The organism is Klebsiella sp. HMSC16C06 (genome assembly GCF_001808325.1).
Classification (GTDB): Bacteria; Pseudomonadota; Gammaproteobacteria; order Enterobacterales; family Enterobacteriaceae; genus Klebsiella; species Klebsiella variicola.
On record NZ_KV793021.1, the window covers coordinates 122095 to 146517 of the forward strand.

General features: G+C 59.4%; 25 protein-coding genes. 9 read left to right on the top strand and 16 right to left on the bottom strand.

The genetic code is table 11. The annotated features are described in order from the left end of the window. Positions 1–10: 10 nt before the first annotated feature. The 8 genes from HMPREF3142_RS23255 to rppH form a co-directional block, all read right to left on the bottom strand. Complete coding sequence (locus HMPREF3142_RS23255) at positions 11–334, bottom strand: prepilin-type N-terminal cleavage/methylation domain-containing protein (protein ID WP_070612762.1); 324 nt, start codon at positions 332–334, stop codon at positions 11–13. After that, entirely contained in the window at positions 319–726 is a 408-nt protein-coding gene (locus HMPREF3142_RS23260) for a DUF2509 family protein (RefSeq protein ID WP_061153420.1), read from the bottom strand. The genes HMPREF3142_RS23255 and HMPREF3142_RS23260 overlap by 16 nt, the downstream gene beginning before the upstream one ends. Next, positions 723–1280 carry a prepilin peptidase-dependent protein gene (locus HMPREF3142_RS23265; protein ID WP_077270073.1) on the bottom strand — a complete coding sequence of 186 codons (558 nt, stop codon included), beginning with the start codon at positions 1278–1280 and terminating at the stop codon, positions 723–725. Before HMPREF3142_RS23265 ends, HMPREF3142_RS23260 begins: the two co-directional genes overlap by 4 nt. Further along, positions 1277–1828 (bottom strand): prepilin peptidase-dependent protein, encoded by a 552-nt coding sequence (locus HMPREF3142_RS23270; RefSeq protein ID WP_064839537.1) that lies wholly within the window; start codon positions 1826–1828, stop codon positions 1277–1279. Before HMPREF3142_RS23270 ends, HMPREF3142_RS23265 begins: the two co-directional genes overlap by 4 nt. A 186-nt stretch (positions 1829–2014) precedes the next feature. Continuing rightward, positions 2015–2809 carry a thymidylate synthase gene (gene thyA / locus HMPREF3142_RS29160; protein WP_002915933.1) on the bottom strand — a complete coding sequence of 265 codons (795 nt, stop codon included), beginning with the start codon at positions 2807–2809 and terminating at the stop codon, positions 2015–2017. Between the two features lie 6 nt (positions 2810–2815). Beyond that, positions 2816–3691, bottom strand: coding sequence for a prolipoprotein diacylglyceryl transferase (gene lgt, locus HMPREF3142_RS29165; RefSeq protein ID WP_002915934.1), 876 nt, complete (start codon positions 3689–3691; stop codon positions 2816–2818). A gap of 245 nt (positions 3692–3936) precedes the next feature. Then, a complete protein-coding gene (ptsP, locus tag HMPREF3142_RS23285) occupies positions 3937–6183 on the bottom strand; it encodes a phosphoenolpyruvate--protein phosphotransferase (protein ID WP_008806330.1) in 2247 nt (748 codons plus the stop codon). Between the two features lie 12 nt (positions 6184–6195). Continuing rightward, complete coding sequence (gene rppH, locus HMPREF3142_RS23290) at positions 6196–6726, bottom strand: RNA pyrophosphohydrolase (RefSeq protein ID WP_004205443.1); 531 nt, start codon at positions 6724–6726, stop codon at positions 6196–6198. Positions 6727–7179: 453 nt separating this feature from the next. Between rppH and HMPREF3142_RS30140 the strand changes: the two genes are divergently transcribed. From HMPREF3142_RS30140 to HMPREF3142_RS23310, 5 genes are all read left to right on the top strand, one after another. Then, positions 7180–7323, top strand: a complete 144-nt coding sequence (locus HMPREF3142_RS30140) for a hypothetical protein (RefSeq protein ID WP_012540652.1) — start codon at positions 7180–7182, stop codon at positions 7321–7323. An 85-nt stretch (positions 7324–7408) separates the two neighbouring features. Next, positions 7409–8104, top strand: a complete 696-nt coding sequence (mutH, locus tag HMPREF3142_RS23295) for a DNA mismatch repair endonuclease MutH (protein WP_008806331.1) — start codon at positions 7409–7411, stop codon at positions 8102–8104. Between the two features lie 63 nt (positions 8105–8167). Then, positions 8168–8881 (top strand): TerC family protein, encoded by a 714-nt coding sequence (locus HMPREF3142_RS23300; protein WP_004205441.1) that lies wholly within the window; start codon positions 8168–8170, stop codon positions 8879–8881. 123 nt (positions 8882–9004) lie between these two features. Beyond that, positions 9005–9223 carry a YgdI/YgdR family lipoprotein gene (locus HMPREF3142_RS23305; protein ID WP_002915974.1) on the top strand — a complete coding sequence of 73 codons (219 nt, stop codon included), beginning with the start codon at positions 9005–9007 and terminating at the stop codon, positions 9221–9223. Between the two features lie 220 nt (positions 9224–9443). Then, entirely contained in the window at positions 9444–10484 is a 1041-nt protein-coding gene (locus tag HMPREF3142_RS23310; RefSeq protein ID WP_070612766.1) for an NADP(H)-dependent aldo-keto reductase, read from the top strand. A 104-nt stretch (positions 10485–10588) separates the two neighbouring features. Here HMPREF3142_RS23310 and lplT read toward each other — a convergent pair whose 3' ends face one another. Then, the gene (gene lplT / locus HMPREF3142_RS23315; protein ID WP_023323235.1) at positions 10589–11782 is read right to left on the bottom strand and encodes a lysophospholipid transporter LplT; all 1194 of its coding nucleotides are present in this window, start codon (positions 11780–11782) and stop codon (positions 10589–10591) included. Then, positions 11775–13934, bottom strand: coding sequence for a bifunctional acyl-ACP--phospholipid O-acyltransferase/long-chain-fatty-acid--ACP ligase (gene aas, locus HMPREF3142_RS23320; RefSeq protein WP_032733767.1), 2160 nt, complete (start codon positions 13932–13934; stop codon positions 11775–11777). The genes lplT and aas overlap by 8 nt, the downstream gene beginning before the upstream one ends. Positions 13935–14554: 620 nt before the next feature. Here aas and galR point away from each other — a divergent pair. Then, positions 14555–15571 carry an HTH-type transcriptional regulator GalR gene (gene galR / locus HMPREF3142_RS23330; RefSeq protein ID WP_008806335.1) on the top strand — a complete coding sequence of 339 codons (1017 nt, stop codon included), beginning with the start codon at positions 14555–14557 and terminating at the stop codon, positions 15569–15571. Here galR and HMPREF3142_RS23335 read toward each other — a convergent pair. The 4 genes from HMPREF3142_RS23335 to HMPREF3142_RS23350 all read right to left on the bottom strand — a co-directional run bounded on the left by HMPREF3142_RS23335 (position 15532) and on the right by HMPREF3142_RS23350 (position 19621). Continuing rightward, positions 15532–16011: a GNAT family N-acetyltransferase gene (locus HMPREF3142_RS23335; protein ID WP_012540650.1), complete on the bottom strand. Its 480-nt coding sequence runs from the start codon at positions 16009–16011 to the stop codon at positions 15532–15534. The genes galR and HMPREF3142_RS23335 overlap by 40 nt on opposite strands. Then, the gene (locus tag HMPREF3142_RS23340; protein WP_008806337.1) at positions 16008–16781 is read right to left on the bottom strand and encodes a GntR family transcriptional regulator; all 774 of its coding nucleotides are present in this window, start codon (positions 16779–16781) and stop codon (positions 16008–16010) included. The genes HMPREF3142_RS23335 and HMPREF3142_RS23340 overlap by 4 nt, the downstream gene beginning before the upstream one ends. 67 nt (positions 16782–16848) lie before the next feature. Then, positions 16849–18276 carry a glycoside hydrolase family 1 protein gene (locus HMPREF3142_RS23345; protein ID WP_038421762.1) on the bottom strand — a complete coding sequence of 476 codons (1428 nt, stop codon included), beginning with the start codon at positions 18274–18276 and terminating at the stop codon, positions 16849–16851. A 7-nt stretch (positions 18277–18283) separates the two neighbouring features. Then, complete coding sequence (locus tag HMPREF3142_RS23350; protein ID WP_008806339.1) at positions 18284–19621, bottom strand: PTS sugar transporter subunit IIC; 1338 nt, start codon at positions 19619–19621, stop codon at positions 18284–18286. A 299-nt stretch (positions 19622–19920) separates the two neighbouring features. Between HMPREF3142_RS23350 and HMPREF3142_RS23355 the strand changes: the two genes are divergently transcribed. Beyond that, positions 19921–20922, top strand: a complete 1002-nt coding sequence (locus tag HMPREF3142_RS23355) for a LacI family DNA-binding transcriptional regulator (RefSeq protein ID WP_162493303.1) — start codon at positions 19921–19923, stop codon at positions 20920–20922. Here HMPREF3142_RS23355 and lysA read toward each other — a convergent pair. Then, positions 20915–22177, bottom strand: a complete 1263-nt coding sequence (gene lysA / locus HMPREF3142_RS23360) for a diaminopimelate decarboxylase (RefSeq protein ID WP_008806341.1) — start codon at positions 22175–22177, stop codon at positions 20915–20917. The two genes, HMPREF3142_RS23355 and lysA, sit on opposite strands and share 8 nt — an antisense overlap. A gap of 137 nt (positions 22178–22314) precedes the next feature. Between lysA and HMPREF3142_RS23365 the strand changes: the two genes are divergently transcribed. After that, positions 22315–23241, top strand: a complete 927-nt coding sequence (locus HMPREF3142_RS23365; protein WP_012967277.1) for a LysR family transcriptional regulator — start codon at positions 22315–22317, stop codon at positions 23239–23241. Here HMPREF3142_RS23365 and HMPREF3142_RS23370 read toward each other — a convergent pair. Beyond that, complete coding sequence (locus tag HMPREF3142_RS23370; RefSeq protein ID WP_008806343.1) at positions 23207–23920, bottom strand: aspartate/glutamate racemase; 714 nt, start codon at positions 23918–23920, stop codon at positions 23207–23209. The two genes, HMPREF3142_RS23365 and HMPREF3142_RS23370, sit on opposite strands and share 35 nt — an antisense overlap. Before the next feature lie 139 nt (positions 23921–24059). On the opposite strand from HMPREF3142_RS23370, the gene HMPREF3142_RS23375 reads away from it, so the two are divergent. Next, a complete protein-coding gene (locus HMPREF3142_RS23375) occupies positions 24060–24386 on the top strand; it encodes a cupin domain-containing protein (protein WP_012540645.1) in 327 nt (108 codons plus the stop codon). The last annotated feature ends 37 nt before the right edge of the window (positions 24387–24423 follow it).

Consider the following 24423-nt stretch of genomic DNA (forward strand, 5'->3'; position numbering starts at 1 on the left):
TTGCTCCTGACTACTGACTGACCGGGCAATGCAGCCGGCTCATCTGCACCCGCTTTGCAACGGGCCTACTGATCGTTACCGTGATGCTGACACATCTTTGCGTCGATGTCTGCATACGGCTTACCTGCCCGTGTGCCGGCGACGGCGGCGCGGAGAGCTGGCTATAGCGCCACGCGTCGCGCCACAGCTGACGCGTCTGGTTCAACTGGTGAACCCCTTGCGCCATTCCGCGCTGATAGCCGCCCAGCGCGGTAACCGTCAGCACCATCAGCGCCATCGCCAGCACGGTCTCCGGCAGGCTAAACCCCCGCTGACGCTTCAGGGCATTTGACATAAGCTCACCTCCCTGAGCGGGCAAAAATCGCTCCAGCCGTGGGCGGAAAAACGCACCTGCCCGCCGCGCACCTCGCCGGACTGCCAGACCTGCACCTCGCCGCTGGCGCTACTGAGCAGCAGCGAACCGTCGCTGAAGATACGCAGACAGGCACGCCAGCCCTGCTGTGCCTGCTCCCGGCAGGCCAGCGGCACCTGCGCCGACCAGGCCTGCTGTTTTCCCCACTGCAGCGCCGAATGGGCAATGGCCGTATCGCGGATCGCCTGCGTTTCGCTAGCAGTTTGCGCCAGCAGCGCCCGCTGCTGCAGGTTAAGCCCCTCGAGTAACAGGCTGCCGAGAGTCAGCAACAGGAGCACCATCAGCAGCGACGACATCCCACGCTGGCGGATCACAGGTTATACCCCGTCACCCGCTGCTCCCCCTCACTCACCAGCCCCGCCTGCCGGGCAGAGCGCGCCGCCAGCGTCACGCTCAGCTCCGGCGCAAAGCCCGTGGTGACCAGACGCTGTACCGAGAAGCGCGTCACTACGATAGCGGCCGGGTTGGTGATTTTTTCCCATCCGCTGCCGCGGCAGTCGCTGGCCCCGCGCAAGGTCTCCAGCGCACCGTCGCGCAGGCGAAAGCCAGTACTCTCCGCCATTGCCGCAGGGGAAGTTTCCCATCTCCCGTTGCTGTTCGCATCCCAGCGCACAATCAGGCACTCGCCGCCGGCGGTTAGCTCCAGCCCGGCTCCGCCGCACGCTCCCCGGCAGTACCCGGCGCGCTGCAGGTGTTTCCCCACGGCATGCACGCGCTGCCACAGCTCATTCTCCAGGGTCAGCTGTTCGCCCTGACGCAGAATATGGCGCTGCAGGGCAGGCAGAAAGCGGCAGGCTCCGATCAGCAGCAGCGAGCCAATTGCCATGGCGATAAGCGCCTCCGCCAGGGAAAATCCGCGGCGGCTCACTGGCATCCTCCTGCGCTATCGCTGGGGCATAAACGAATCCGCCCCCAGTGTGAGATCACGATGCTCCAGCTGCCGGCCGCGCTCTGCAGCCGCAGATTCCCCGCCCAGGCGGTGCTGCGCAGACCATAAAACCCCAGACCAGGCGTAACGCCAGCCAGCGTGATCCCCGGCCAGCGCGGGCGCAGCGTGAAGGATGTCCCCGAGGCGCAGTCAGGCCCCTCCCCCTCCGCGCTCAGGCACCAGCCCACTTCGTCCTGGCCGACGCGAAGCACGCGGTCCCGGTTGTAGGCGTTGGCGTCATCGCGCAGAAAGAGCAGAAAATCCCGCACCTGGACGGCGGTTTGCCACAGTCGTTGCTGCTGCTGCCAGCGCTGCCAGCCGTACAGGCCGCCGACGCTGAGGATCATCATCAGTGTCAGCGTTACCAGGGTTTCCATCAGGGTGTAGCCATGTTCTCTGTTCATGGCGTCGAGTATGCCGCGGCGATTGGCCCTGGCGCGACGACGGAAAATAGCTTTCCCGGCCAGATACGCAAAAAAGCTTTGCATACTCGACAGAAGAACATTTTTTTGCGAACGTCTACCCAACTTCGCCCACCGCAACCACCTGTGGCCTGGGGGGCAGGTGAAAACAACCTTCTCCCGGTGGTAACGGAAAGCGCTCCCATCGGGTGGTGCGAAGGGCATAAAAAAACCGGCGCCATCGGGCGCCGGTTAGTCATCTCTGCTGGGGGGTTAAATCGCCACCGGCGCTTTAATGCCCGGGTGCGGATCGTAACCTTCAATCTCGAAGTCTTCAAAGCGGTAGTCGAAGATCGACGCCGGCTTGCGTTTGATGACCAGCTTCGGCAGCGGACGCGGTTCGCGGCTTAGCTGCAGGTTGGTCTGCTCAAGATGGTTGCTGTACAGATGGGTGTCTCCGCCGGTCCAGACGAAATCACCGACCTGCAGATCGCACTGCTGCGCCACCATATGCACCAGCAGCGCGTAGCTGGCGATATTGAACGGCAGGCCGAGGAACACATCGCAGGAACGCTGATACAGCTGGCAGGAGAGCTTGCCGTCGGCGACGTAGAACTGGAAGAAGGCGTGGCACGGCGCCAGCGCCATTTTATCCAGCTCGCCGACGTTCCATGCCGAGACGATGATCCGGCGGGAGTCCGGGTCGTTTTTCAGCTGGTTCATCACCGTGCTGATCTGGTCGATATGGCGGCCGTCCGGCGCAGGCCAGGAACGCCACTGTTTGCCGTAGACCGGCCCCAGGTCGCCATTCTCATCCGCCCACTCGTCCCAGATGGTGACGTTGTTCTCGTGCAGATAGGCGATGTTGGTGTCGCCCTGCAGGAACCACAGCAGTTCATGGATGATGGAGCGTAAATGACAGCGCTTGGTGGTCACCAGCGGGAAGCCTTCCTGCAGGTTAAAACGCATCTGATGGCCGAAAATGGAGATCGTGCCAGTGCCGGTGCGGTCATTTTTTGGCGTGCCCTCGGTGAGCACTTTCTGCATCAAATCAAGATACTGTTTCATGGTTCCTCAAGAATTCTGTTGCTGCGGACGGTGGCGGTAAGCCCAAACCATCATAATGATACCCGCAAGCACCATCGGGATCGAAAGAATCTGCCCCATACTGATGTACTGCACCCAGCCGCCGGTGAACTGGGCGTCGGGCTGGCGGAAGAATTCCACGATGATGCGGAACAGGCCGTAGCCAATCAGGAACAGACCGGAAACGGAGCCGGTCGGGCGCGGTTTACGGATAAACAGGTTGAGGATCAGGAACAGTACCACGCCTTCCAGCGCCAGCTCGTACAGCTGCGACGCGTGACGCGGCAGCGCGCCGTAGGTATCGAACAGCGATTGCCATTCCGGATGCGTCGGCAGAAGCGCCAGGTCTTCGGCACGGGAGCCCGGGAAAATCATCGTGTAGTGGAAGCTCGGGTCTACGCGGCCCCACAGCTCGCCGTTGATAAAGTTGCCCAGACGCCCGGCGCCAAGACCAAACGGGATCAGCGGCGCGATAAAATCGGAGACCTGGAAGAAGGTGCGTTTGGTGCGTCTGGCGAAGATAATCATCACCAGGATCACGCCGATCAGGCCGCCGTGGAACGACATGCCGCCGTCCCAGACGCGGAACAGATACAGCGGATCGGCAAGAAATACCGGCAGGTTGTAAAACAGCACGTAGCCGATACGGCCGCCCAGGAAGACGCCGAGGAAGCCCGCGTAGAGCAGGTTTTCCACTTCATTTTTCGTCCAGCCGCTGCCCGGACGATTCGCCCGACGGGTGGCCAGCCACATCGCAAAGACAAAGCCCACCAGGTACATCAAACCGTACCAGTGGAGGGAGACCGGGCCTAGAGAAAAAATGACCGGATCGAACTCCGGAAAATGCAGGTAGCCACTATTCATCTGTCACCATAAAGACTTGTTATTCCGCCGAAAGTGGACAGCGGTGATGATCTATGCCCGATAAAAACGGGCACGCCGAAGGAGGCGAATCATAGCATAAGCCTGGAGTGCGATCCGCGCCGAACGTGTAAAAGATATGTATACGGATGCTAACAGAATGCCGTTTTCCCGGCGGTACCCTATTTTGCCGGATGGTGCGAGCAGAGGATCTCCGGGTTACGGCTTACGCCTCACCCGGGCTACCGCTACCGCCCGCCGCGGATCAGGCCGCCGAGACCGCGACGCTCCATAAAGGCCGCCACCTGATGGCGCACCTCAGCGGTCATCTGGGCATCAAGGCTGCGACGCGACAGCTCCTGCGCCTCTTCGATATCAATGCGGCGCAGCAGATATTTCACCCTCGCCACCGAGCGGCCGTTCATCGACAGATGGCGATAACCGAGGCCGATAAGGATCGTCACGCACATCGGGTCGCCCGCCATCTCGCCGCACAGTCGCAGATCGATGCCAAAGCGCTCCGCGTCATGGGCGATCATCGCCAGCGCCCGCAATACCGCCGGATGCAGGCTGTCATACATGCTGGCGACCCGGGTATTGTTGCGGTCGACGGCCAGCAGGTACTGGGTCAGGTCGTTCGTCCCTACCGAGATAAAATCGATCCGACTGGCCAGCTGCGGCAGCATAAAGACCATCGACGGGACCTCCAGCATCACCCCCAGGCGCGGACGTGGGATGGCGTAGCCGATCATCTCTTCCACTTCCCGGCTGGCGCGGTCGATCAGCCGACGGGCCTCATCCACCTCCTCCAGACTGGTCACCATCGGCAGCAAAATGCTGAGGTTGCCGGTGGCGGCGTTGGCGCGCAGCATCGCCCGCACCTGGATCAAAAAGATCTCCGGCTGATCGAGGGTGATGCGGATCCCGCGCCAGCCGAGGCACGGGTTCTCTTCGCTGATCGGCATATACGGCAGCTGTTTATCCGCGCCGATGTCCAGGGTACGCAGGGTCACCGGTTTGCTGTTAAACATCTGCAGCATGCCCTGATACTGGGCGACCTGCTCCTCTTCAGAGGGGAAGCCGCTCTGCAGCATAAAGGGAATTTCGGTACGGTAGAGGCCAATGCCGTCAACAAAGCTGCCGAGCTTCTCTTCGTGCTCCGGGCTTAAGCCGGCGTTGAGCATGACTTTCACCCGCTCGCCGCTTTTCAGCTCCGACGCGCGCTGGAGATCGTCCTCCGCCAGGCGGCTGAGCTCGTTCTCTTCGCTAATAAGGCGCTGATATTCCTGCAACAGGACAGGTTCGGGATCCACCAGCAGCTCACCGCGATAGCCATCGACAATCAGCGTATGGCCATGCAGCAGAGAGGGCTGGATATCGGCGCCCATCACCGTCGGGATCCCGAGGGCGCGTACCATAATGGCGGCATGGGAGTTGGCGGCGCCATCGCGCACCACCACACCGACCAGACGATCCTGCGGCACTTCGGCGAGGGTGGTGGCCGACAGCTCGTCCGCCACGAGGATAATGCGCGCCGGCCAGGTGTTGGGCCCCTGAATGCTGTCGTCGAGATGGAACAGCAGACGCTGACCCAGGGTACGCAGATCGCCGGCCCGCTCTTTCAGATAACCGTCGCTGAGCGCGGCAAACTGTTCGGCGAACTTCTCAATGATCTTTTTGACCGCCCACTCGGCCACCGCGCCTTTGTCGACTTCGGCAAACAGCTCGCGACGCAGGCGGGCGTCGGAGAGGAGGTGCGAGTAGAGATCGAAGATCGCCGCCGTCTCTTTTTGCGCGCCGGCAGCGTAGCGTTTGCTGTAGCGACGAAATTCGTTAGCCGCCTCTTCCAGCGCGCCGGTCAGGCGTTCGCGTTCCGAGGCGGTGTCCAGCGTCGAGGCTTCATACACCTGCTCCATCAGCGGCAGGCTGACGTCCATCCAGCCCTCGGCGATCGCCACCCCGGAAGAGGCCGGGAGGGCGCGAATGCGCGTCTGACGATACTGGCCGAACAGGGCGTTCAGCTGGGACTGGGAGAGGATCGCCGCCATCTGGGTGGCGAGGGTGACGAGGAAAGACTCTTCGCTTTCATCAAACTGACGCAGCTCGCGCTGCTGGACCACCAGCACGCCCAACAGCTGGCGGCGCTGAATGATCGGCACGCCAAGGAAGGCGCGGAAGCGGTCCTCTTTGACGGCAGGGATATATTTGAAGCTGGGGTGTTTTTGCGCATCGGCGAGGTTGATGGGCTCCGCCAGGCGGCCAACCAGACCCACCAGGCCTTCATCGAACGCCAGCGCAACGGTGCGCCCGCGAGGTTTTTTTAACCCGCGGGTGGCCATCAGGTAATAGCAGCGTCGGTCATTGTCAGCCAGGTAAACCGAGCAGACTTCCGTCTCCATCGCCTGGCAGACATCCGTCACCAGAATATCCAGCGCCTCGTTTAAACGCGGCGCACTCGCGACCTTCTCGACTATTTCTCGCAACCGAGTGAGCATAATGTGCGTGGCTTAACCTCTTTTACGTCGATAAGCAGGCGCGCTTTGCGGCTTAGGTGCACTCTCCGCCAGCGACATGGTCACGCTGGCGAACTCTTTCATCACCCGGCGGTAGACGTCGCGCTTGAACGACACCACCTGGCGGACCGGGTACCAGTAACTCACCCAGCGCCAACCATCAAATTCTGGTGTACTGCTGGTTTGCATATTGATGTCCGCATCGTTGCCGATCAACTGCAAAAGAAACCACTTTTGTTTCTGGCCGATACAAACCGGCTTTGTGTCCCAACGCACCAAACGTTTAGGCAACTTGTAACGCAGCCAGTTACGGGTTGAGGCAAGGATCCGCACATCTTTACGGCTTAACCCGACCTCTTCAAACAATTCCCGATACATCGCCTGCTCTGCGGATTCTCCTGGATTTATGCCCCCTTGCGGGAACTGCCACGAGTGCTGACCATAGCGCCGGGCCCACATGACCTGGCCCTGACGATTACAGATTACAATACCGACATTTGGGCGGTAGCCATCGTCATCAATCACCGGACTACCTCAAGATAAGCTTCAATGTGAATGATTGTTTCACACTCGCCGGAAACGGTAAACCACTCTGTTCGCACACTGAGAACGGATAACATTTGAATAACTCACAGTAATGGCCAGAGTTATAAACAACGAATACGGCTTAGGCCCTATTTTATTCACTTTTTCTGTGGATAGAGTTGTGAAGAAGTACGGAATTACCCCGGGAAAACCCGGAGTAATCTGAACATCGCACCGCTAACACCTTAAAATAATGATAGCATATTCATCAAGTTAGAATATATTCCTTTCATTTATTACAACGTAACGTGACGATCATCACATATGCGATCCGCTGACTGATGAAAGATCGAGCAATGTCGATTTTATCCACAGATTACGCGCAGACCGCGGGCAGGTTTTCTCTAAAATTTCGATTTTCGTCGCACGTCAAGGCTGTAAATCGAACCAGTAGTGAGGCTTTTCCCCAGTTATCCCAATTTTCTGTGGATAACATGGTGTAAGATCCTGTTTATTGTCAGTGACCAGTTCTGGAAAACCTGTTTTCACGGTTTTCACCCGCGGCGCAATAAGTTTAAAAACTCATATAAATCATGACATTGGTATAGTTACTCAGAAAACGGTAAACTCTATCCACAACGCGCAAAAATAGCGCTCATTTTTTAGCCAAAGGTAGCGCCCTATGCCCACTATCGCCCCTCTCTCCTCGCCGCCGCAAAGTCAGGAACAGTTGCTGGCCCAGGCCCGTCAGCTGGCTGGCTATTCGCTGGGCGAGCTGGCGGCGCTGGCCGGGATCCCCATTCCGCGCGATCTGAAACGCGATAAAGGCTGGACGGGCATTCTGCTGGAGCTATGGCTGGGCGCCAGCGCAGGCAGTAAACCCGAGCAGGATTTCGCCGCGCTGGGGGTCGAGCTCAAAACGATCCCCATTGACAGCCGGGGGCGTCCGCTGGAGACCACCTTCGTCTGTGTCGCCCCGTTAACCGGCAATAGCGGCGTCACCTGGGAGAGCAGCCATGTGCGGCATAAGCTGCAGCGCGTCCTGTGGATCCCGGTGGAGGGTGAGCGCACCATTCCGCTGGCGGCACGGCGCGTCGGCGCACCACTGCTGTGGAGTCCGGACGAAGACGAGGAGCGCCAGCTGCGCATGGACTGGGAGGAGCTGATGGATCTCATTGTTTTGGGCGAAGTTGAGCGCATTACCGCCCGCCATGGCGAGGTGCTGCAGTTAAGACCGAAAGCCGCCAACAGCAAGGCGCTGACCGAGGCCATCGGCGCGCACGGGGAGACGATCCTGACGCTGCCGCGCGGCTTTTACCTGAAAAAGAATTTTACCGCCGCCCTGCTCGCCCGCCATTTCTTGTTACAACACGATTAATTTTTTGTTCTGCGTTAGGGCTTGCATATAATTGCTGCTTTCTATTTTGCAGGACTTTGAACAATGTTATTTGCATGGATAACCGATCCTAACGCCTGGCTGGCGCTGGGCACGTTGACGCTGCTGGAGATCGTGCTCGGGATCGATAATATTATTTTTCTCTCTCTGGTCGTGGCCAAGCTCCCCACCGCCCAGCGCGCCCACGCGCGACGGATCGGTTTGATGGGCGCGATGGTCATGCGCCTGGCGCTGCTGGCCTCTATCGCCTGGGTAGTGAAACTGACCAACCCGCTCTTCACCGTCCTCGGTCAGGAGATTTCGTTTCGCGACCTGATCTTGCTGCTCGGTGGGCTATTCCTTATCTGGAAAGCCAGTAAAGAGATCCATGAATCTATCGAAGGTGAAGAAGAGGGGCTGAAGACCAACGTCCACTCCTTTCTCGGCGCTATCGTGCAGATCATGCTGCTGGATATCATCTTTAGCCTCGATTCAGTGATCACCGCCGTCGGCCTGTCGGATCATCTGTTCATCATGATGGCGGCGGTGGTGATTGCGGTGGGGGTGATGATGTTCGCCGCGCGACCTATCGGCGATTTTGTTGACCGCCATCCTTCGGTGAAAATGCTGGCGCTGTCGTTTCTGATCCTCGTCGGCTTTACCCTGATGCTGGAAAGTTTCGACGTTCATGTGCCGAAGGGATACATCTATTTCGCCATGTTCTTCTCTATTGCGGTGGAGAGCCTTAACCTGCTGCGTAATAAGAAAAACCCGCTGTAAACCACAAAATTGCAGCCTGGTCACAGGCTGCAACCCTTTTTCAGACTTTACTGCTTTTTATGTCTCACAAATCAGGCTATTAATAGACGGGTATGGGGTGCAGCTACTCAAGAGGTGATGACGATGAAAAAATGGGCAGTATTGATTTCCGCCGTAGGACTGGCGTTCTCGGTTTCCGGTTGCAGCAGCGATTACGTCATGGCGACCAAAGATGGGCGAATGATCCTGACCGACGGTAAACCTACCGTGGATGACGATACCGGTTTAATCAGTTACGAAGATCAGCAGGGTAATAAAATGCAGATCAATCGTGACGACGTTTCGCAAATCATTAAGCGTTAATCTTTCCCCGTCGGCCCCAGCCTCTGTTGACGCTGCGCTTACCGACAACCAGTCTTTTGAGAAGAGTCGGGACACACCAGGACGCCGCGGGTTCCACCCACCGCCCCTCCTCGTCACCCGGCTTTTTTGATTTTTTACTTCCTCTTTTTCTCACCCTCTGCCATGTTGATACTCCTTTGTCGGGGAATGCCTGACCTTATAAATAAAAAGGAAGCTGGCTATGCAGTATCACCGTATCCCACACAGTTCACTTGAAATCAGCACCCTCGGGCTGGGGACCATGACCTTTGGCGAGCAGAACAGCGAAGCTGATGCCCATCAGCAGCTCGATTACGCGGTTGCCAACGGCATCAATCTGATCGATGTCGCCGAAATGTACCCCGTCCCGCCGCGCCCGGAAACTCAGGGGCTGACTGAAACCTACGTCGGCAACTGGCTGGCGAAACGCGGCAATCGCGAAAAGCTGGTGCTGGCCTCCAAAGTTAGCGGGCCCGCGCGCAATAACGACAGCAGCATTCGGCCCAATCACGTCCTGGACCGCAAAAATATCCGCGAGGCGCTGCACGCCAGCCTGAAGCGGCTGCAGACCGATTACCTCGACCTGTACCAGGTACACTGGCCGCAGCGCCCAACCAACTGCTTTGGCAAGCTGGGTTATACCTGGGCTGATGCCGCGCCCGCCGTGACCCTGCTGGATACCCTCGAAGCGCTGACCGAGTTCCAGCGCGCCGGGAAGATCCGCTACATCGGCGTGTCGAACGAAACCGCCTTCGGCGTGATGCGTTATCTGCACCTGGCGGATAAGCACGACCTGCCGCGGATCGTGACGATTCAGAATCCTTACAGCCTGCTGAACCGCAGCTTTGAAGTCGGCCTCGCGGAAGTGAGTCAGTTCGAAGGCGTGGAGCTGCTGGCCTACTCCTGCCCGGCTTTCGTCACACTGACCGGGAAGTATCTCAACGGCGCGAAGCCGGCAGGGGCGCGTAACACGCTGTTCAGCCGCTTTACGCGCTACAGCAGCGAGCAGTCGCAGAAAGCGGTAGCGGCCTATGTGGATATCGCCAAACGCCACGGCCTCGATCCGGCGCAAATGGCGCTGGCCTTTGTGCGTCGGCAGCCATTTGTCGCCAGCACCCTGCTGGGGGCGACGACCATGGCGCAGCTGCAGGCCAACGTGGAAAGTTTGCAGCTTGAACTGAGTGAAGAGGTATTAGCGGAGATTGAGGCGGTGCATCAGGTTTATACCTACCCGGCACCGTAAGAAAGCAAAGCCCCGGGTAGCGGCGTATACGCCACCACCCGGGCTACCGAAGAGCAGACATTGATGAACCCGTCGCCCGGTTAAGCGCAGCGCAAGCCGGGAGGTTATTTACGCCGCCCCCAGACCCACAGCGCGGCGATGGACACGGCAAAGGCCGCGCCAAACCCTATCCCCACGGCGACCGGCGGAACGCCCACGCTCACCGCCAGGGAATAGAGCCCCAGCATCAGCAGCATCGCCACGTTTTCGCCCAGGTTCTGTACCGCAATGGCGTTACCTGCCCCGACCGAATGTTTCCCACGCTCCTGCAGCAGCGCGTTCAACGGTACGATAAAGAACCCGCCGAACACCCCGAGCAGTAACAGCAGACCGAACGCCGGCAGCAGCGACTGCTGCACCGCAAAGGCCATCACCGCGATACCGATCAATATTCCCGCCGGCATACAGCGCGATACCGTCTCCAGGGTCACCAGCTTCGCCGCCGCCCCGGCCCCCAACACAATCCCGACCGCCACCATCGCATTAAGATAGGTAGGCATGGCGTTGCTGGTAATGCCCAGCGCCACCGGCACCCAGATCACCAGCAGGAAGCGCAGGGTCACGCCAGCGCCCCAGAACAGGCTGGTCCCCATCAGCGAAAAGCGGGTTTCGCCGTTGCGCCACAGCGTGCGGCAGGCGCTGAAGAAGCTGTGCGTCATTGGCTTAAAACGCCACGACTGCCCCGGGCGCGCCGCCGGCAGCCTGGGTATCCACAGGTTTGCCACTACCGCCCCGCCGTAGACCAGCGCGCAGACGATCAGCGCCGCCAGCACGTGCCAGTCGGCGAGGATCCCGCCGGCCATGGAGCCCAGCAGGATCGCCGCGATGGTCGAGGACTCCATCAGTCCGTTAGCCTTCACCAACTTATCGCCGGTAGTCAGTTCACCGAGAATGCCATACTTGGCCGGCGAATAGGCGGCGGCGCCAATCCCCACCAGCGTATAGCCGATAAACGGATTGACACCGAAGCAGATGCAGCCGGCGCCGAGCAGCTTCAGACCGTTGGCCACCATCATCACCCGGCCTTTGGCAAAGCTATCGGCAAACTGGCCGACAAAAGGAGCAAAAAGAATGTAAGCGCCCACAAACAACATCTGCAGGACCGGCTGGCTCCACTCCGGATAATAGAGCTGCTTCATCAGCGCCAGGGTGGCGAAGAGAAGCGCATTGTCGCCGAAGGCCGACAGGAACTGGGCGCAGATCACCGCCAGCATCCCTTTCGAGTACAGCGAAGGGTTAGTATGTACTGACTCACTCATGGGTTGTTTCCGCCTCGTCGACCATGTTTTTCAGGGTGACATAGTCTGGCTTGCCGCTGCCCAGCACCGGCAGTTGCTTCAGCCAGCGTATATCTCGCGGTACCGCCAGCTCCGGTACTCCGTGCTGGCGAGCGTAGCGCAGCAGGGCTTCGCGAGTCAGTTCATTATCGGTGGTAAACAGCACCAGCGCCTCGCCTTTGCTGGCGTCCTGTTTAATCGCCGTGGCGTGCATTTTGTCCGGCGACGCGCCGAGGGCCACCTGCTCCACCATCTCGAGGGAGATCATCTCGCCGGCGATTTTGGCAAAGCGCTTCGCGCGGCCCTGGATGCGAACATAGCCCTGCTCGTCGAAGGTGACGATATCGCCGGTGTCATACCAGCCCGCTTCCTTCTCGCCGTGCTGGTTTTCCGCCGCTGGCGCTTCCAGCACCCCGGGGTTTTCCACCCGCAGGTAGCCTTTCATGATGTTCGGCCCTTTTAGCTGCAGTCGCCCCCCTTGCTCAATGCCTGGCATCGCCAGCAGGCGGGCGTCCATCCCCGGCAGGATACGGCCCACGGTGCCGACCTTCGCCGCCATCGGTACGTTAATCGATACCACCGGCGCGCACTCGGTCACGCCATAGCCTTCGAGAATGCGCAGGCCGAATTTATCCTGCCACAGCTGTTTGGTGCTCTCCTGCAGTTTCTCCGCCCCGGCGACCACATAGCGCAGGCGGTAGAAATCATACGGATTAGCGAAGCGGGCATAGTTGGCGAGGAAGGTCGAGGTACCGAACAGCACCGTGCAGTTGCGATCGTAGACCAGCTCCGGCACCACGCGATAGTGCAGCGGGCTGGGATAGAGAAACACTTCTGCCCCGGTAAACAGCGGCGTCAACAGGCCGACGGTGAGGCCAAAGGAGTGGAACAGCGGCAGCGCCGACATAAAGCGGTCGTTGGCGGTAAAGTCGGCGATGGTTTTGATCTGCTCGACGTTGGCCAGCAGGCTCTTATGGCTGTGCACCACCCCTTTCGGATTACCCTCCGAGCCGGAGGTGAAGAGGATCATCGCCGCGTCTTCCGGCTGCTGTTTAACCTGCGCCAGACGCGGCGCCAGCAGATGTCCGAAAATCCATAGTTTGTCAGCGAGGGTGATATCACCTTTAAGATCTTCGAGGAATACCCAGCGCACCTGGGTCAGCTGCTCCGGCAGATGCCAGAGTTTGCCTTTATCGAGGAAGGTGCGTGAGGTAAAAATAGTGTTGATTTCCGCGGCGGCTATCGCGCTGCTGAGCCCTTTCACCCCGGCGGTATAGTTCATCATCGCCGGAATACGCCCGCGGGCGATAGCGCCGAAAATCACCGCCGCGCTGATGCCGGCGTTAGGCAGCATCAGGCCAATCTTTTCGCCCCGCTGGCTGTATTTTTCCAGAATGCGGGCGACAAACAGGGTCTTGGTCAGCAGCTTGCGATAGGTATCCGGCTGGAAGTTGATATCCTCCACGCAGGGTTTGCGCGCGCCGAAGCGGTCCTGCGCCGCCAGCAGCGATTCATACAGGGTTTCCCGCGGACGCACTGCCATCCGGGCTTCCATCATGATTTGATGCAGCATTTCCCCGGCGATTTTCCGCCGGTCGCGGGCGCGCGGCGCCTCGGGCATCGGCAGATGGGTGGGCGGCAGCAGATGCAGCTGAATACGCGGGAACAGGCGACGCTTCACCAGCCCCTTCAGCCGGCTGAAAGGCGTCAGTTCGGCGCCTTCAATGCGTAGCGGCACGATGGTCGCCTGCGATTTGGCGGCGACAAAGGCGGCGCCGTCATAAATTTTCATCAGCGATCCGCTAACCGAAATTCGCCCTTCCGGGAAGATAACCACCGGTCGCCCCTGCTCAATCAGCCGCACCAGATGTTTGATCGACATCGGTTTGGTCGGGTCCAGCGGTACAAAATCGATAATCGGCGTCAGCGCGCGCATAAACCAGCGCTGGCTGATTGAGGTATAGACCGCAAAAACCGGTCGGACCGGCAAAAACAGCGCCAGCAGAATGCCGTCGAGGAAAGAGACGTGGTTCGGGGTAATTAAGACCTTTTGCTGGTATAAAGCCTGCGTGTCGCCGGTCAGTCTGACCCGGTATAACCCCTTGAACAGCAGTCTGAAAAATCCCAAAAGCATAACAACTCCATGTGACCGGTGATGAGTCAAAGCAGGTTACACGAGAAGGCATGGGAAAGCAGTGCAGCGGGGAGATTTTCGGAATAAAAAAAACCTGCGCATCCGCGCAGGTCGGTGTAAGACGTTCAGTACGAAGAGCGTACCTAAGAAACTCACCTATCAATACCTCTGGGATCTCGATTGTCACGTTTTTTGGCCGTAACGGGCCAGCGGGAAAACGCAAGGGAGTGAGCCTAAGTGCAACCAGGTATTACGATTTTCGCTATCTGTAACAACGCCGATAACGGGCAAAAAAAAACCTGCGCATCTGCGCAGGCTGGTGTAAGTAAAGTGGTCAACGTGACGTTGACTCCACCTATCAATACCTCTGGGAGAGCCAGAATATCAACCGGGTCCGCGAACAAACCAGCGAACATTCGCAACAGCGCATCGCAAAGTGTAAGCAAAGGTTTGTATTTCCCTGCGTCGGTTTCAATTAGCGATGACGTCAATGTAACCAGGTTACCCATAAGCCCGGCCTGAATCACATTTGCGCCATTCCTTCGCCGCCGCGCCTTGAATCTGCCGCTCTTTCCCGTAACATAGCAGTATGTAAACGCTTACCCTATAAAAGGCATGGTATGGCGACAATTAAGGATGTAGCCCGACTCGCAGGAGTCTCCGTCGCTACCGTCTCCCGCGTCATCAATAACTCTCCCAAAGCCAGCGAAGCCTCGCGTCAGTCCGTGGGCGCGGCGATGGAAACCCTGAACTATCATCCCAACGCGAACGCCCGGGCCCTGGCCCAACAGTCAACGGAAACCGTCGGCCTGGTGGTGGGTGATGTCTCCGACCCCTTCTTCGGCGCGATGGTCAAAGCCGTCGAACAGGTGGCTTACCGCACCGGCAACTTTTTGCTGATTGGCAATGGCTACCACAACGTGCAGAAGGAACGCCAGGCGATAGAGCAGTTGATCCGCCACCGCTGCGCGGCGCTGGTGGTGCACGCCAAAATGATCCCCGATGAGGAACTGGCGGGGTTAATGAAGCAGATCCCCGGCATGGTGCTGATCAACCGCATCCTGCCCGGGTATGAAACCCGCTGCGTGGCGCTGGACGACCGCTATGGCGCCTGGCTGGCGACCCGTCATTTGATCCAGCAGGGGCACACGCGTATCGGCTATCTGTGCTCAAACCACCATATCTCCGATGCGGAAGATCGACTGCAGGGGTACTACGCGGCGCTGGAAGAGAGCGGCCTGCCGTGCAATGACCGGCTGGTCGCCTTTGCTGAACCGGATGAAAGCGGCGGCGAACTGGCAATGACCGAACTGCTTGGCCGCGGCCGCCACTTTAGCGCCGTCGCCTGCTATAACGACTCGATGGCCGCCGGCGCGATGGGCGTACTCAACGACAACGGCATCGACGTCCCGCGGGAAATTTCGCTGATTGGCTTCGACGATGTCCTGATTTCGCGCTATGTCCGTCCGCGGCTGACCACTGTCCGCTACCCGATCGTCACCATGGCGACCCAGGCGGCCGAGCTGGCCTTAGCCCTGGCGGAGTACCGCCCGGCTCCGGAGATCACCCACCTGTTCAGCCCGACGCTGGTGCGCCGTCACTCGGTGGTCGCCCCGCTGGAAGGCGATAAATCGTAGCGATAGAGATGCACGGCGGTGGCCGGGTAATCCAGCCCCTCGCCGATGTAGCGCCAGCCGAAGCGTTCATAGAAATCCCGGCAGGCGGAGTAGAGATAGAGCTCCCGAAAGCCCGCGCGGCGGGCATAATCGATCACATGCCGCTGCAGTTTTCCGGCCAGCCCCTGACCGCGGGCGGCGGGCGCGACGTACAGCGCCGCCAGCCAGGGAAACAGATCCTGGCGGCTGATCAAGTCGCAGCGCCAGAGGCCAATCGTGCCGAGCAACTGCTCGCCTTCCACGGCAATAAAGGTCAATGGCAGCGCCTCCGCCGTCTGGCTATGCTGCACAATGCTGGCGAAAAACTCCCGCGGCAGCGTCTCGCCGCCAAAGGCGTGCCACAGCCAGTCGGTTACCTGCGGGGCGTACTGCGGCGCAGCGTACAGCGGCAGGATCGTCATACCAGCTTCCCCTGAAAAATCGGCACCGAGTCGAACAGATAGCCGTCAAAGTCGGGGGCGTCTTCATCGGACAGCTCCAGCAGACTGTTTTTGACGTTTTCCAGATGCTGCCACATCGCCTGCCAGGCGCCCATCACATCGCGACGCCGCAGCGCGGCGAGCAGCGTCTGTCGGTCACCGAGCCACTTCAGCCGCCAGGCGCGGCTGGCAATATGCACATTGAACTGCTGCCACAGTGGGCTGCTGTCCATCTGCAGCCAGATCCGCTCCACCGTCGCCAGCAGCATCTGGTTCTGCGTCGCCCCGGCCAGCACCAGATGGAACAGACGAGCGTTATCCTGCGCGGTGTCGTTGAGGGCGATAGCCCGCTGCTCCTGCTCGACAATCCGCTTCAGATTGTCGATATCGGCGCGGGTGGCCATTTTCGCGGCAAAGGCGGCGATATTGCTCTCCAGCAGCTGGCGCGCCTGCAGAATTTCAAACGGACCGACGTCGCTGCTGAGCAGTTGCTCCTCTTCGCTGTCGTTTTCATGGGGAATACGCATGACGTACACCCCGGATCCCTGACGAATATCCACCGTCCCCTGCAGCTCCAGCATCAGCAGCGCTTCGCGCACGATGGTCCGGCTGACGCCGTAGGTTTCGGCAATATGGCGTTCCGGCGGCAAACGCGACCCGACCGGGTAGCGCCCCTGCGCGATCTGGGCGCGTAAGTCATCACCAATCTCCTGATAGGGCTTCTTTTCCGGCGGAATTATCGCTTTTTCCACAAAATCACCTGTGCGTTACATGCCTGCGAGTCAAATACGCCGCTATCTTAGCAAATATTGCCCCCGGCTAGCGGTATTCATCATCGATATCCAGCACCAGTTCACGCCGTTCGCCCAGTTGACGAAACCAGTGCGCCGAGGCTTTGGGTCGCCGGGCGCGATGGTTTTGCAGGTCGATTTCGATAAGCCCGTAGCGGTTTTTAAAAGCGTTCATCGGCGATACGTTGTCGGTAAACGCCCACAGCATATAGCCCTGGCAGTTGGCCCCTGCCTCGCGGGCGCGCAGGGTGTGCCACAGATGTTCGCTGATAAAACGGATGCGGTAACTGTCATCGATGGTGCCTTCGCGATTACGGAACTGGCCTTCGTTTTCCACCCCCATCCCACTCTCCGCCACGAACCAGGGGATGTTGCGATAGTCATTTTTGATCCGCATCGCCATATCAAAGATGATTTGCGGGTAGATTTCCCAGCCGCGGGAGGCGTTCATTCGCCGGCCGGGCAGCTCAAACGGCTCATAATACCAGGCCGGATGAAAAGGGGTATGCGGATGCCAGGCCCGCGACGGGGCTTTGACCCGGTGCGGGTAGTAAAGATTAATCCCCAGCTCATCGACGGTGTGCTCGCGGATAATCGCCAGATCCTCCTCGCTGGCGTCCCACGTCACCTGATGCTGCTCGAGCAGTGCAAGAAGCTCCGGCGGCCAGACCCCGTGCACCAGCGGGTCGAGGAACATGCGGTTGTAGAACAGATCGTAGATCTCCGCCGCGCGCAGGTCATGGGGGGCGCGTGAGCGTGGGTAGGTCACCTCCGGATTGAGGATGCAGCCGACGGTCCCGGGATAGCCGAGCTCGCGAAACCGCTTCACGACGCTGGCGGTCGCCAGCACCTTATGATAGTTCCACTGCATCCAGGTGCTGGTGTTCTGCTCATAGGGCCAGCGCAGGGCATCCAGATAGACCCGGGTCTGTACCACAATTGGCTCATTAAAGGTAAACCAGCGGGTCACCTTCGGGTGGTAGCGGGCAAAGACCTGCTCCGCGTAGCGCACAAACAGCTCGACCACCGTTTTCGACCCCCAGCCGCCATACTTTTCCAGCAGATAGCCGGGCAATTCATAATGCTCAAGGCAGATCATCGGCGTGATGCCGTTGGCCAGCAGCGCATCGAACAGCTGGTCGTAATAGGCCGCATACTCCTCATCCACCGTGACGTTTTCATAGTCGGTCAGAAAGCGCGACCAGTTGATTGAGGTGCGGTAGTGGGTCAGCCCGGCCAGCTTCATCAACTGCACATCTTCCTGAAAGCGGTTGATAAAATCGGTGGCCACCGCCGGGCCATAGCCGTTATGCCAGACGTGGCGGTCGTTTTTGTACCAGAGATCGGGCCAGGAGTCCTGCCCCGGTTTTTTCCCGCTCCAGCCCTCGGTCTGCCAGGCGGAAGCCGCCGCGCCAAGGATAAAATCATCGGGAATGGTCATCCGTACGGTAGTCATAGGCTCCTCAGACAGGGTTGGCGGTCTGTTGATTGTCGGCCTGACGCTGTGCGGCATCGGCACGGCGGGAGGCGATTTTGACGAAAGGCAGATAGATAAGCACCGCGGTCACGATGCAGATAAGCTGGGTCACCACCGCCCCCATCGAGCCGGCGGTGGAGAGCCAGGCGTTGATCAGCGGCGGCGTGGTCCAGGGCACCATCACTACCGCCTTGCCGGCGAAGCCGGTCAGGGTGGCGAAATAGCCGATGCTGCCGGTCACCAGCGGGGTGATGATAAACGGGATAGCGAGGATCGGGTTGAGCATGATCGGCATCCCGAAGATCACCGGCTCGTTAATATTGAACAGCCCCGGGCCTATCGACAGCTTGGCGATCTCTTTCATCTCTTTACGCTTCGTGGCGATCATCACCGCAATCAGCAGGCCGATGGTCAGCCCCGAGCCGCCGATGCTCATGTAGACGTCCCAGAAGGGCATCGTGATAATGTTCGGTACCTCTTTTCCCTGCTCAAAAGCGCTCATATTGACGGTGATCGCCCCCAGAAGCAGCGGCTCGCGGATCGGCTTGATCATCTGGTTGCCGTGAATGCCGATCACCCAGAACAGCTGGGCGACGAACATCAGCAGCAGGATCCCCGGCAGGCTCTGCACCACCCGCTCCAGCGGCTGCTGCACCACCTGGTAGACCGCATCGTACAGATACATTCCCGTCAGTTGGTGAAAGAGAAAACCCAGGGTGGCGATCGCGGTGGTGGTGATGATCGCCGGGATCAGTGCCGAAAAAGAGGCGGAAACGTTCGGCGGCACGGTATCCGGCATTTTGATCTTCAGTCCCTTGCGCCCCTCCAGCCAGCAGTAAATCTCCACTGACAGAATGGCGATGAACATCCCGAGGAACAGGCTGCGGGTATCGGAGAACTGGCGCAGCAGGACATCTTTCACCACGTGCATCTGGCCATCGACCATCATCTCCACCGTCGTCGGCGTGACGCAGATAAAGCAGATCACCGCCAGCAGGCCGGGAAACAGGCTTTTGATGCCGTTGATCCGCCCCAGCTCAATACCGATCAGAAACACGGCGCCGATATTGAGGAAGTTGAGCGTGGCGTAGTTAAGCGCGCTGGTGATCGGCTTCAGCGCCGCAAGAAAGGAGAGCGAGGAAAAGCTGGCGAGCCCATTCTTCGGATCCAGCACCATATTGGAGATCAGTACCGAAAAGGCCCCGACGATGATCACCGGCATCAGAGTAATAAACGCCGATTTGATCGCCATAATGTAGCGATAGCTGTTGAATGTCGTCGCGAAACGCCCCAGCGCGTCGATCAGTTTGTCCTGTAATGCCATAAAAGAGTACCTCAGAGTAAAGGGCTTATTGCGGCCAGGTGAACAGCCAGAGACTTTTGGCATACCAAAACATAGTCGCCAGGCAAAAATAGTTCTGTGACAGCGCTCGCAACGCGCACTGTGGTATCCCAAATATCCGATAGAATCGACATTGGCATACCAGACTATGCCGGCTCGTCAGTTCCTGCCAAAAGCGTGATCGCGATGGTTTTTCCGCCCCGCCCCGTCGATATGTCCCTTTTCGGTCTGTGATAAACTGCGCTTTACCACGTGAAATCAGGAATCGATGAATGGCTACAATGCTGGATGTCTCAATTCGCGCAGGCGTCTCGAAAGCGACGGTTTCCCGCGTGTTGAACGGCACAGGTCAGGTGAAAGAGAGCACCCGCCAACAGGTCTTTAAAGCGATGGAAGAGCTGGGCTACCGGCCGAATTTTCTCGCACGCTCGCTGGCCAATCAGACCAGCAATAGTATCGGGCTGGTCGTCTCCACCTTCGACGGCTTCTACTTTGGCCGTCTGCTGCAGCAGGCTTCACGCCAGACGGAAGCCTGGGGAAAGCAGCTTATCGTCACTGACGGTCATGATACGCCGGAGCGCGAAGAGGAAGCGGTGCAGATGCTCGCCGACCGGCAATGCGATGCGATCATCCTCTATACCCGGCACATGAGCGAAAAGGCGATCATGTCGCTGATTAATTCGATCGCCATGCCGCTGGTGGTGATTAACCGCGATGTGGCGCAGGCCCGCGAACGCTGCGTGTTCTTCGAGCAGCAGGAAGCCGCCTTTCAGGCCGTTGAGTATCTGATTACCCAGGGCCACCGCGATATCGCCTGCATGACCGTCCCGATGCACACCCCTACCGGCCAGGCTCGCCTGCAGGGCTACCGCAACGCGCTGATAAAACATGGTATTGAGTGGGATCCGAGCCGGGTGAAGTACGGGGACTCGACGATGACCCGCGGCTACGAACTGTGCCGGGAACTGCTGGACGAGAAAGCCCGCTTCAGCGCGCTGTTTTCCTGTAACGATGATATGGCGCTGGGGGCGTCAAAGGCGCTGCATCAGGCGGGGCTGCGTATTCCGCAGGATGTGTCGCTGTTTGGCTTCGACGATGCGCCAAGCGCGAAATGGCTGGAGCCGGGGCTATCGACGGTCTATCTGCCGATCGACAACATGATCACCACGGCTATCGATCAGGCGATCAAGCTTGCTAACCAGCAGCCGATAGAAACGATCCCGCCGTTTACCGGCACGCTGGTGTTGCGCGAGTCGGTAACGACGGGACCTTTTTTTAAATAAGCTCTAAGGCCAGCAGCTCCTGAATGGTCTGGCGACGGCGGATCAGCCGCGCCTTGCCGCCATCAAACAGCACCTCCGGCAGCAGCGGACGGCTGTTATAGTTGGATGACATCGAAGCCCCGTAGGCGCCGGTGTCATGGAGCACCAGATAGTCCCCAGGCACCACCGCCGGCAGCAGGCGGGTCTCGACTTTGCCCCCTTCCTGCTGGGTAAAGACGTCCCCGGATTCGCACAGCGGCCCGGCCACCACGGTTTCCACCTGCGGCGCGGCGCTGAGATCGCGACCATCCGCCGCCAGAGCGGTGATATGGTGATAGCTACCGTACATTGCCGGGCGCATCAGGTCGTTAAAGCCGGCGTCAATCAGCACAAAGTGACGGCTGCCCATCTCTTTCACGCTGCGCACCTGCGACACCAGCACGCCGGACTCGGCCACCAGGAAGCGTCCGGGTTCAATCTCCAGTTTCACCGGGTGCCCCAGATGGGCCGCGATCTGCTCCCTGGCGCGGTTCCACAGGCCATAATAGTGGGCGGTGTCGATGGCCTCTTCGCCTTCGCGGTAAGGAATCGACAGACCGCCGCCGGCGGAGATGGCCTGCAGATCCTGGCCAAAGTCGACGACCTGACGCACCATCGCGCCGCACACCTGCTCCAGATGACCGTAGTCAACGCCAGAGCCAATATGCATATGGATCCCGACCAGCTGCAGCTGATAGCGACGCATCACTTCCAGCGCCGCCGGCAGGTGGCTGTACCAGATACCATGCTTGCTGTTCTCCCCGCCGGTATTGGTTTTCTGGCTGTGGCCGTGACCAAAGCCCGGGTTGACGCGCAGCCAGACGCGATGGCCCGGCGACACCTCGCCCAGCTGGCTCAGCATGTCGATCGAGCCGGCGTTCACCGGGATCTGTAACGCTTTCACCCGATCGAGGGTGGCGTCGTCGATCAGATCGGCGGTAAAGACGATATCCTCTGGATTCTGCTGCGGATCGTAGCCCGCCGCCAGCGCCCGCTCGATCTCCCCCAGCGACACCGAGTCCACCTTCACCCCCTGCTCACGCATCAGACGCAGAATATGAATGTTAGAGCAGGCTTTTTGCGCAAAACGTACCACGTCAAACTGGCTGAGCTGGGCAATCTGGCGGCGAATAATCTGCGCATCATAGACCCAGACTGGACAGCCAAATTCCGCGGGCAGGCGCAGCAGGTTGTCTGCGGTCAGGTCAGTATCGGTGGCGTAAAGCGAGTGTGGCATAAGAACTCCGGTGCAGTGCGTGTGTTGGTCGCTGTTTTTTTTCGATTACGCCACAGTGGCGGACGAATAAAAAATATCGTTTTATCGCGACTCTATGCAAAAATGATATGGTTACAGCCGAGCCTCATGGAGACCGCATGCCAGCCGTTAATTTGCGTCATATCGAAATCTTTCACGCGGTGATGACCACCGGCAATCTGACCGAAGCGGCGCGGATGCTGCACACCTCGCAACCCACGGTCAGCCGCGAGCTGGCGCGCTTTGAGAAAGTGCTCGGCCTGCAGCTGTTTGAACGGACCCGCGGTCGCCTGCAACCGACGGTGCAGGGCCTGCGTTTGTTTGAGGAGGTTCAGCGTTCCTGGTACGGCCTGGACCGCATCGTCAGCGCCGCCGAGAGCCTGCGCGAGTTCCGCCAGGGCGAGCTGTCGATCGCCTGCCTGCCGGTCTTTTCCCAGTCCTTTCTGCCGCTGCTGTTGCCGCCGTTTCTCGCTCGCTACCCGGAGGTCAGCCTGCAGATCGTCCCCCAGGAGTCGCCGCTGCTGGAGGAGTGGCTCTCCGCCCAGCGCCATGACCTCGGCCTGACGGAGACCCTGCATACCCCGGCGGGCACCGAACGCACCCCACTGCTGACGCTGAATGAAGTCTGCGTGCTGCCTGCCGGCCATCCGCTGGCGGTGCAGACGACGCTGACCCCCGCCGATTTTCAGGGCGAAAACTACATCAGCCTGTCGCGCACCGACAGCTATCGCCAGCTGCTTGACGCCCTGTTCCTTGAGCATCAGGTTAAACGGCGGATGGTGGTCGAAACCCACAGCGCGGCCTCGATCTGCGCCATGGTGCGCGCCGGCGCCGGGATCTCGGTGGTGAATCCCTTGACCGCTCTGGACTATGCCGATAGCGGCGTGGTGGTGCGCCGCTTTAGCGTCGAGGTGCCGTTTACCGTCAGCCTGATCCGCCCCCTCCACCGCCCGCGATCGGCGCTGGTCGACGCCTTTGTTGCACACCTGCAGGAGAGTCTGCCGCAGATCCTCACGCCGCTGGCGTCGGTCCTGCAGAGAGCATAAAGTTGACCGCGTCTTCTGCGTGGATCGCCGCAGTGTCAAAGACCGGCAGCGGGCTGAGCTCGGCAGGCACCAGCAGGCCAATTTCCGTACAGCCGAAAATAACCCCTTCCGCCCCCTGCTCCGCCAGGGCGGCGATCACCTGCAGATAATAATCCCGCGACGCCTCGCTGAAAGTGCCGAGACAGAGTTCGTCGAAGATGATCTGATTGATCCGCGCCCGATCGTCAGCCTCGGGGATCAACGTCTCGATGGCAAACTGCTCCAGCAGACGACCGCGGTAAAAGGTCTGCTCCATGGTATAGCGGGTGCCCAGCAGCGCGACCCGGCGCTGGCCTTTGGCGGCAATCGCCCGCCCGGTGGCATCGGCAATATGCAGGAAGGGAACCTGGCAGCGGGCGGCGATGGCATCCGCGACTTTATGCATAGTGTTGGTGCACAGGACAATGCCTTCGGCCCCCGCCTGCTGCAGCCCAACCGCGGCTTCAGCAAGGATCTCCCCGGCGCGATCCCAGTCGCCGGCGGACTGGCAGGCTTCGATGTCGTGAAAATCGACGCTGTGCAGCACCAGGCTGGCAGAGTGCAGGCCGCCCAGTCGCGCCTTAACGCCCTCATTGATCAACCGATAATAGGGGATCGTGGACTCCCAGCTCATGCCGCCTAACAGGCCAATGGTTTTCATCTTCTGCTCCTTATGTCGTTTCTGCCAGTGAAGCAAACTTGTGATCAACTTTCCACTTCTCTGGCCGCGTATTTCTTTTTCATGAAGAGTGGGATAAGTTAAATGAAACAATGTTTCACTTTAACAACAGGACCGCCCGATGTTTATTTTCCATAAAGACACCACCCTTGAAGACCTCGGCAATGGCGTAACCCGCCGCATTCTGGCCCACGACGGAAAAATGATGGCCGTGGAGGTGAATTTTGCCGCCGGCGCCGTCGGCCCGATGCATAACCATCCCCACGAACAGCTCACCTATGTGCTCTCCGGTGAGTTTGAATTCACCATCGGCGAGGAGACGCGCGTCGTCAGTGCCGGCGATACGTTGTATAAGCAGCCAGGGATCATGCACGGCTGCGTCTGCCTGCAGCCCGGCACGCTGCTCGATACCTTCACGCCGGTCCGCGAAGATTTTCTCTCACGCTGATCCATGATGGGGGCGTTTACCGCCCCCGGTTTACGTG

Excerpts from the sequence above, each read along its gene's own strand:
- HMPREF3142_RS23310 (WP_070612766.1), top strand. The coding sequence starts at position 9,444 with ATGCAGTATCACCGTATCCCACACAGTTCACTTGAAATCAGCACCCTC.
- lgt (WP_002915934.1), bottom strand. The coding sequence starts at position 3,691 with ATGAATAGTGGCTACCTGCATTTTCCGGAGTTCGATCCGGTCATTTTT.
- mutH (WP_008806331.1), top strand. The coding sequence starts at position 7,409 with ATGCCCACTATCGCCCCTCTCTCCTCGCCGCCGCAAAGTCAGGAACAG.
- thyA (WP_002915933.1), bottom strand. The coding sequence starts at position 2,809 with ATGAAACAGTATCTTGATTTGATGCAGAAAGTGCTCACCGAGGGCACG.
- HMPREF3142_RS23305 (WP_002915974.1), top strand. The coding sequence starts at position 9,005 with ATGAAAAAATGGGCAGTATTGATTTCCGCCGTAGGACTGGCGTTCTCG.
- HMPREF3142_RS23350 (WP_008806339.1), bottom strand. The coding sequence starts at position 19,621 with ATGGCATTACAGGACAAACTGATCGACGCGCTGGGGCGTTTCGCGACG.
- HMPREF3142_RS23355 (WP_162493303.1), top strand. The coding sequence starts at position 19,921 with ATGCTGGATGTCTCAATTCGCGCAGGCGTCTCGAAAGCGACGGTTTCC.
- HMPREF3142_RS23365 (WP_012967277.1), top strand. The coding sequence starts at position 22,315 with ATGCCAGCCGTTAATTTGCGTCATATCGAAATCTTTCACGCGGTGATG.
- aas (WP_032733767.1), bottom strand. The coding sequence starts at position 13,934 with ATGCTTTTGGGATTTTTCAGACTGCTGTTCAAGGGGTTATACCGGGTC.
- HMPREF3142_RS23270 (WP_064839537.1), bottom strand. The coding sequence starts at position 1,828 with ATGCAAAGCTTTTTTGCGTATCTGGCCGGGAAAGCTATTTTCCGTCGT.
- lysA (WP_008806341.1), bottom strand. The coding sequence starts at position 22,177 with ATGCCACACTCGCTTTACGCCACCGATACTGACCTGACCGCAGACAAC.
- HMPREF3142_RS23375 (WP_012540645.1), top strand. The coding sequence starts at position 24,060 with ATGTTTATTTTCCATAAAGACACCACCCTTGAAGACCTCGGCAATGGC.
- HMPREF3142_RS23255 (WP_070612762.1), bottom strand. The coding sequence starts at position 334 with ATGTCAAATGCCCTGAAGCGTCAGCGGGGGTTTAGCCTGCCGGAGACC.
- HMPREF3142_RS23345 (WP_038421762.1), bottom strand. The coding sequence starts at position 18,276 with ATGACTACCGTACGGATGACCATTCCCGATGATTTTATCCTTGGCGCG.
- HMPREF3142_RS23300 (WP_004205441.1), top strand. The coding sequence starts at position 8,168 with ATGTTATTTGCATGGATAACCGATCCTAACGCCTGGCTGGCGCTGGGC.
- galR (WP_008806335.1), top strand. The coding sequence starts at position 14,555 with ATGGCGACAATTAAGGATGTAGCCCGACTCGCAGGAGTCTCCGTCGCT.
- HMPREF3142_RS23335 (WP_012540650.1), bottom strand. The coding sequence starts at position 16,011 with ATGACGATCCTGCCGCTGTACGCTGCGCCGCAGTACGCCCCGCAGGTA.
- ptsP (WP_008806330.1), bottom strand. The coding sequence starts at position 6,183 with ATGCTCACTCGGTTGCGAGAAATAGTCGAGAAGGTCGCGAGTGCGCCG.
- HMPREF3142_RS23370 (WP_008806343.1), bottom strand. The coding sequence starts at position 23,920 with ATGAAAACCATTGGCCTGTTAGGCGGCATGAGCTGGGAGTCCACGATC.
- lplT (WP_023323235.1), bottom strand. The coding sequence starts at position 11,782 with ATGAGTGAGTCAGTACATACTAACCCTTCGCTGTACTCGAAAGGGATG.